Source organism: Ruminococcus sp. (genome assembly GCF_019417665.1).
Lineage (GTDB): Bacteria > Bacillota > Clostridia > Oscillospirales > Ruminococcaceae > Ruminococcus_C.
The window spans coordinates 44,993-52,324 of the sequence record NZ_DXUU01000017.1 but is presented as its reverse complement, the minus strand read 5'-3'; the positions used below and the strand labels follow the sequence as shown (position 1 = coordinate 52,324).

Sequence of the window (7,332 nt, the reverse complement as noted above, 5' to 3'; positions counted from 1 at the left end):
TATTATACTAGGTTTTTCTCTGTTTGTATAGGGGGTTTTTAGAGATGCCCATTAATGATACTAATCCCATATCAACCTGTTAAAGAATTTGCCGCTATCATTTCCCTTTCTGGGTTTTATTGCTTTTATTCTACCGAACTTTAGCTGGTTTTCGAATGCTCTTTCAGCATAACATATTAATCAATTAAACATTAATATTGATTTACTGCGTCGGATAAAAAGTGTAGATGTCACAAAATGCTGTTTCAAATGGTTATATTAATCGGACGTCCGAACTGCAAAAATGATCATTACCGCAATTTCCAGCAAATTGTGGTTTACTTTCCCCGTTTGACGTTTGTCTGTTAATGTTTCAAAATAAGTTTGCAGCATATTTCTTTACCTCAACTACTATAACTCCTATTTTATCACATCTTCCCTCTTTTGGTTAATGGAAAAACAATACGAAATCTATATTATTGGGAGGAAAACATCATGAAAAGGATAACTCATCATCTGGCACTAGCAACTGCCACTGCCATGCTCACAAGCTCGATATTGTCATCAGCTGTATGGGCGGAAGATATGGAAACTGTGATCACAATTAAGCCCAGTAAATACCTGACCGATACTGCCGGTATCCTGAACGTCACCGTACAGGGAGGCCGTGCGATTCGTGTGAAAATTGAAAAGGATACTCTTGACGGCAACATTTTATATTACAACACACTTCTGGAAGAGGAAGGCACATATGCTTTTACCCTTGACAGCTGTGAGTATGATCTGGATACATCGACATACGATTCTTCTTTTACGATTACGGTGCTGGACGAAAAGGACACCGGCTGTGCTTATACCCAGTCAGAACAGCTGGTTCCCGATCCTGGATTTTCCTTGGAGATTTCCAGAACGCAGTATGACTGGAATGTCACTTCCGTGGCAACTGCTGTGCAGACGGCAATTGCGGTTGCCACACCTGCCTCGGCAGTTGACGGGATATGGTATGGTGCAGTTGACATCAGCCTGGAGTATATCCCTTATACCCTGGGTGATATTAACGAAGATACGCAGATCGATGCTGATGACGCATATCTGGCATTGGTGTATTATGCACAGGCTTCTGTGGGACTGGATGCAAAATTCACAGATAGAACTTCGCCCTTGGCAGAAAGTGCAGCATTTTCTGCGGCGGATACCACAAAGAATCTTCTGATAAATGCAGATGATGCTTATCGCATTCTTTTATACTACGCCATGACGTCTGTGGGCAGTACGCCTTCTTGGGAAACACTACAATGATTAGGGCATGTTCACCCTTGTTGATTCGTATGATTCACAAAATTTGGATTGACTTTTCATATAATTTGCGGTATAATATAAAAAGTGACAAAATTTGATAGAAAAGGAGTCTGATTATGAAGTGCATTCGTAAAATTTGTCTGTTACTTCCGTTTGCAGCTGTTTTCATGGGTATGTTCCTGCTTTCCACGACTGCTTCTGCTTCGGAAGAAACACCATTGACTGCAACATCCGTCACAACACTTACACCTGCAACAGAAACTTCTGAACCCGGATGGAAAGAAGTTGACGGAGGAAGAAAATATTTTCAGACAAATGATGGATACCTCACTGGTGTTATTTCTGTAAATCACATTGTATACGTGATGGATGCAGACGGCTTTCAGCAAACCGGATGGCAAATTGTAGACGGAAATCGTCATTATTATGATCCAACAACAGGAGAAGCAGCCATCGATGTACAAGAAATCGATGGAATGCCTTATCTTTTTGATTATACTGGTATGCAGAAAACAGGCTGGCGGACTATAGATGGTGTGAGACGATATTATTCTCCGGAAACCGGCGAAGTTTTAAGTGGCTGGATCGATTACTGCGATAAGCGTTATTATGCAGATGAAACAAACGGAAAACAGGTTGGAGAATTGATCCTGGATGGAGATCGCTACCTTATGGATGATACCTACGGGTATCAGCAGCTTGGATTCTGTACTTTTTCCGATCAAACCGTTTCTTATTATGATACGGACGGAACACCGGTCTGCGGATGGCTTACTGAAAACGGAAAGACCTATTATTTTGATGAGTCCAGTCAAATGCAAACTGGCCTTCAGAACATTGAAAACAGCACATATTACTTCAATGATTCCGGCATCCGGATGACAGGCTGGCAGACGATTTCCGGGAAAAAGTATTATTTTTCCGCATCTGGCATAATGCTGACAGGGTGGCAGAAAATATCGGATCACAGTTATTACTTCGATTCGAATGGAATGATGCAGACCGGTTTTCTGAAGCAAGGTACATCTACTTATTATCTGAATTCCCAGGGACAAATGGTAAAAAGTTGGCAAACCATTGGCGGAAACAATTATTATTTCGATAGCAATGGCGTCATGCAGACGGGATTTTTAACCCTTGGAACAGGAACCTATTATATGGACAGCAATGGCATCATGCAGACTGGGTGGAAGACCATTGATAAAAAAATGTATTTCTTCCAATCAAATGGTGTAATGCTGGTCAATACAACAAAAGATGGATATCATATCGGTGCTGATGGTGTTGCAGTAAAAGATCCTTATCCGCTGGCAACTGCGGTTTTAAATCGGATCGGACATGACCTGAAGCGTGCTTTCGATTGGGCGGCAAGCTTGAAATACTATGGACATAATGCTTACATGCCTGATACGGCTTCTCCGGGTACAAAATGGTATGCTGACTATGGATTTACGAACTTAAAAGGAAACTGTTATGTCATGGCTGCAACATTCTGTGAAATGGCACGAAATTTAGGCTATGATGCAAAGCAGATTTCCGGACGTGTTCCACTGAGAAGCGGCGGATTAGGACCACATTCTTGGGTCGAAATCGTCATGAACGGTGTTACATATGTTTTTGATCCGGATTTTACAAATGAAACTGGTCGGAATGGATACCAGATCACATATGGTCAGTCCGGCACGTGGCGATATGTCAAGGGTTCTGTTATGGTTGATTGAAGGGAGTATGTAACATGGGAAAGTGGAAACAGAGGTTGGCGGTCATAACCGCTGGAGTGATCGGTATCATGGGTGTTCCAACAAGCGCAATTACCACCAATGGATGCCTACTACATTCTCCTGTACTACACAAAGCATTCTGTGGGAAATGATGTTTCCTGGACAGAACTTCTAAGCTGACAGGCTGACATTGCAAAAGAATTGATATGAAAACAGGTAATTGAGGGTACAACAGCTATTGATATAGTTGTTTTCGCTCAAAAAACAAAATTATGCAAAGGGGAATATTAAAGTGAAACAAAGAAAATTGGTTTTAACATTGACGATTTTGGGCATTGCATCCGTTTTTTTACTGACCGGATGCGCCGACGAAACGAACACAAGCGAAAGTTCCACAGAAACGGCAGCAGAAACAACAGCAGAAACCACTGAAGCAGCAACAGAAACCACTGCAATTGCCACAACAACAGAACCAGAGGAGGTTTTGAAATCAATTGGTGATCCGGCAGAAGGCGATACTGTTTTTGCAGTGCATCTGATAAATGCAACCGGGCAATCCATTACAGGGGTTTCCATCAAAAAAGATTCCCAGGAAAACTTTTCAGACAATCTGCTAGGCGAAAATGATGTTTTTTTGGAAAAAGAGGAACGAGTTCTGTACTATAATACGGCAGATTCTTCGGAGGGAACTGATGACGCAGCGGATGCAACATACACCGTTCTTCTGACATTTGAAGAGGGAACAACAGCAGAACTGCACCAGTTCCCATTCGATGATATGGAATCCGGTCAGATAAAATCAGAGGATTCCGTTGCATTTCTGGTATATACATCCTTGGAGTCCGGCATAGAGATCAGCACCAAAGAAGAAGAACTGGATTTGATAGAAGAAATTGCTGCACAAAAAGAAGCAGAAGAACAACAGCGTGCAGTTGAAGAAGCTGCCGCACAGCAAGATCAGGCAAGCAACTATGAAGCGCCTGTTTATGAAGATGTGCCGGAACAGGTTCCTGAAAATGATGTACCATCTGTAGAAGACGTTCCACAAGAGGATCCAAATGCAGGCTGCCTGGGCGATGAGGGACTATTTTATTGATGGAAAAGCAACAAGAGAAACTGACTTTTTTAACAGAACTGCGTGCACTTGCTTGTATTGCAATTGTATTTTTACATACTTTTTATGCTGCAAGTGCATTTACAACTAATTTTTCAGAACAAATTATAGCTTTAACTGTGCGAAACCTCATGATGTGGGCGGTGCCGTGTTTTGTGATGATTACTGGAACGCTGCTATTGAATGAATCACGGGTCATTACCTACCGCAAGCTATTTCAAAAATATATTTTGCGCATGATTGTCGCATTATTGCTGTTTTCTGTTCTGTTTGAGATTCTGGACACCATTGCAGCAAAGGAACCATTTCGGATATCAACGATTTTCATTGGCTTAAAAAATGCAGCAACCGGAAAAAGTTGGAGGCATCTGTGGTATCTGTATCTGATGATCGGTCTGTACCTTCTTCTTCCATTTTATCGGAAAATTGCAGCGGCACTAAATCGGAAGGATGCCTGTTATCTCATCGGTGTATATTTGGTTTTCCTCTCCATTTCGCCTATGCTGGAAACACTGACTGAGACAAAAACAGCATTCTATATTTGTGTCTACAGCGTTTATCCGCTATATTTATTTCTGGGATACGCATTATATTGCGGTTTACTGCAAATTCCTCGCTGGGTTCAGATAGTCTTTGCAGTGATTGGAACAATTTCAGTTGTTGTTCTGACATTCCTCAGCGAGAAACTACAGCTGAAATCACTTTCTGATTTACTGACAAATTACGCTTTCCCACTCATTGTTCTTCAATCAATTGGCATTTTTGGATTGATGCGTGCAAAAAAAGCAAAAACGCCTCACTGGTTAGAATGGATTTTAGAACAAATTGATTCCTGTTCTTTTGGAATTTACCTTATACACATGGCTTTTCTCAAAGCTGTCTTGGTTTATTTGCAATGGAATCCATATGCACATGGTGGAACAATGATGGTGTTCTTGTTGGCTCTGGCGGTGACGATTCTTTCATTTGGCTGTATTTGGGCTCTGAAGAAGATTCCGGGGCTCAAAAAATTGCTGTAGGAAATGTTTCATCATCCCCAGTGGTTTTTTCTTCGACAATTCAGATTCAGGAACATCCTCAGACTATTGCCGACTTTATGTAAATGCGTTTGTAAGCCAAGTTCTCATTCATTAACAGACAAGCTGGAGCGACTTCAATTTCAGTCATGCTTTTATCCAAAAGTTGACGGGAGCAGGAAGAATGTTAATCATGAACATCTGTTCAATTATATCACAGAATTGTACACTCTAAAAAAGATGCCATTTCCTCGATTGATGAAATGCTAAATGTATACCTGTCTAAATTCAACTTACCTTACAAGTTTTGAGGGTTCGTTATCAGCGTATTATTTGAAAAAAGGAAAAAGAGCCTATAAACATCGACTTTACGAGGTTTACAGGCTCTTTTTATATAATTTGGAAGGTTTGTTATTCACGTACAAAACGACATTTTGATTCGTTATTATTTTCACGCTGATTTTCTCAAAATATCAAACGTTTTCGGTACTTTTGCACATTCACCGAAAGTCGGACTAAGTGAGCAAAAATTACATTTTACATTCGGGATTACACTTACAGAACCAGCGGCTTTGGTTTATTCCTGACTATACGGAAGCTCGATCAGCATCCGTACTAGAAACTTTTGCAATACCATTGCATCACTCCCGTCAACTATAGCATCCACATTACAATCTGCGTTGCGCCTGCCATAATAATCCAGCTTGACGCTCCCTGTCACGTATTTGAACAAGTAAACCAGATCATCTAATGCAATGCCGCTGTCCTGATTTACATCCCCATACAACAAGGGCACGTCTCGTTCCAGCACAGTAATTTCGCATGAAATTGCTTTACCGCCGACAACAGCATATATCGTTGTAATACCAGGTTTCTTTCCCAGAATCCATGAAATAGCACCCAGGGTATCCTCTACGACCGCAACAGACTGATCCGCAGAAATCCAAGCGATCTGATCGTCAGAAGAAGTATTGAACAGATCCAACTCGTACAGTTCATCTACATAGATAGTCTCATTAGAATTGAGGAACACCGGCTGTAACTTTGCCTTGGTGGTAGTCTGTGTCTGTGCAGTGCTCATTGTCGTCTGTGTGTCAGACGAAATATCAGTGTCTTCTGAAATAGAAGCAGTGGTTTCGCTGACTTCTGTAGTAGTTTCCGGCGGCTGTGTTGTAGTAACCGGCGGTTCCGTCATACGAGGTGCATTTTCATCTACAATAATGGTAAGGCCATTGGCAGAAGCCGGAAAATGCGTTTTAGATTCCTTACCAGATAGAAATGTCTTGTATGTATCCGTGGGGAAATCCACTGTATACATGCCGTCCGGTGTTCCCTGCTTTAAAGTAATATCAAATGTCACCAAAGGGAATTCATCAGAAGATTCGCCGAAAAAGCTGGTGGCCGAAGAACCGCTGTACATCCAGAGGAAATAATCCGACATACCGGGAACAACTTCTCCCTCTGGAAGAGTCGGATCATATGCTGGCAGATAGCCGATAGCAGTATCTGTTTCATAGGTGTCCTGCCGCACATAGCTGTACTCGTAATAGGCAGAACCATCATTGTTATACTTGACATCGCACAGGCATTCCTGCTGCTTCATGCGGCCTTTGGAATTGTCCGCAACATCGGCTTCCATATCCGCATAAGTTTCGTAATAAGAGAAGGAAAACTTCACCTGATTCTTGCCTGCTTGATAAATCTCAGCACCAAAGACAGGGTCATAGGCACGTTCCGTCGTAGTAACACTGATGGGGCGGCTCAGTTCCCTAAGACCGTACTTTTTACTCTCTACCACATTGAGCAGACAATATGACTCATAGCGGGAAAGATATGTTCCGCCGCTATAGGGAATGCTGCGCTGTTCCTGGGTCGCCGTAAGATCCAGAATGTTGCTGAATGAAATATATGACGGATCACTCGCCGCCCAATTTGCCGAGGCGATCTCAATATAATCCTCCTCACTCCACTGTTCCGATGAAATATATACGCCCACTGTGATCGTCACATCTCGTTCTGCTGTATCCAGCGAAGAGATCGACACAACTTCCTTTTTGGTATCCGCAGTCAGGATCGACATTTCATAGTTGTCCGATGCCGGATTATCTGCATATGCCGCATTCATCGGAAGAGATACCGCTGTTATAACGACAGCCAGCACAACGCCCGTAAATTTTGTCATTTGTTTTTTCATAAAAACAAC

5 protein-coding genes are annotated in these 7,332 nt (G+C 42.0%); 4 read left to right on the top strand and 1 reads right to left on the bottom strand.

The window, feature by feature from the left end; all coding sequences use genetic code 11:
• Positions 1-474: 474 nt before the first annotated feature.
• The 4 genes from QZ375_RS06370 to QZ375_RS06355 all read left to right on the top strand — a co-directional run bounded on the left by QZ375_RS06370 (position 475) and on the right by QZ375_RS06355 (position 5,132).
• Positions 475-1,278, top strand: coding sequence for a hypothetical protein (locus QZ375_RS06370; protein ID WP_295216972.1), 804 nt, complete (start codon positions 475-477; stop codon positions 1,276-1,278).
• Between the two features lie 116 nt (positions 1,279-1,394).
• Positions 1,395-2,999: a transglutaminase domain-containing protein gene (locus QZ375_RS06365; protein ID WP_295216969.1), complete on the top strand. Its 1,605-nt coding sequence runs from the start codon at positions 1,395-1,397 to the stop codon at positions 2,997-2,999.
• Between the two features lie 292 nt (positions 3,000-3,291).
• The gene (locus tag QZ375_RS06360) at positions 3,292-4,095 is read left to right on the top strand and encodes a hypothetical protein (RefSeq protein ID WP_295216966.1); all 804 of its coding nucleotides are present in this window, start codon (positions 3,292-3,294) and stop codon (positions 4,093-4,095) included.
• Positions 4,095-5,132: an acyltransferase gene (locus QZ375_RS06355; RefSeq protein ID WP_295216964.1), complete on the top strand. Its 1,038-nt coding sequence runs from the start codon at positions 4,095-4,097 to the stop codon at positions 5,130-5,132. The genes QZ375_RS06360 and QZ375_RS06355 overlap by 1 nt, the downstream gene beginning before the upstream one ends.
• Before the next feature lie 574 nt (positions 5,133-5,706).
• Here QZ375_RS06355 and QZ375_RS06350 read toward each other — a convergent pair.
• Complete coding sequence (locus QZ375_RS06350) at positions 5,707-7,323, bottom strand: dockerin type I repeat-containing protein (RefSeq protein WP_295216960.1); 1,617 nt, start codon at positions 7,321-7,323, stop codon at positions 5,707-5,709.
• Between the last annotated feature and the right edge of the window lie 9 nt (positions 7,324-7,332).

Bases quoted from the DNA above. Each gene is read 5' to 3' on its own strand.
- QZ375_RS06370 (WP_295216972.1), top strand. From the start codon at position 475: ATGAAAAGGATAACTCATCATCTGGCACTAGCAACTGCCACTGCCATG.
- QZ375_RS06365 (WP_295216969.1), top strand. From the start codon at position 1,395: ATGAAGTGCATTCGTAAAATTTGTCTGTTACTTCCGTTTGCAGCTGTT.
- QZ375_RS06355 (WP_295216964.1), top strand. From the start codon at position 4,095: ATGGAAAAGCAACAAGAGAAACTGACTTTTTTAACAGAACTGCGTGCA.
- QZ375_RS06350 (WP_295216960.1), bottom strand. From the start codon at position 7,323: ATGAAAAAACAAATGACAAAATTTACGGGCGTTGTGCTGGCTGTCGTT.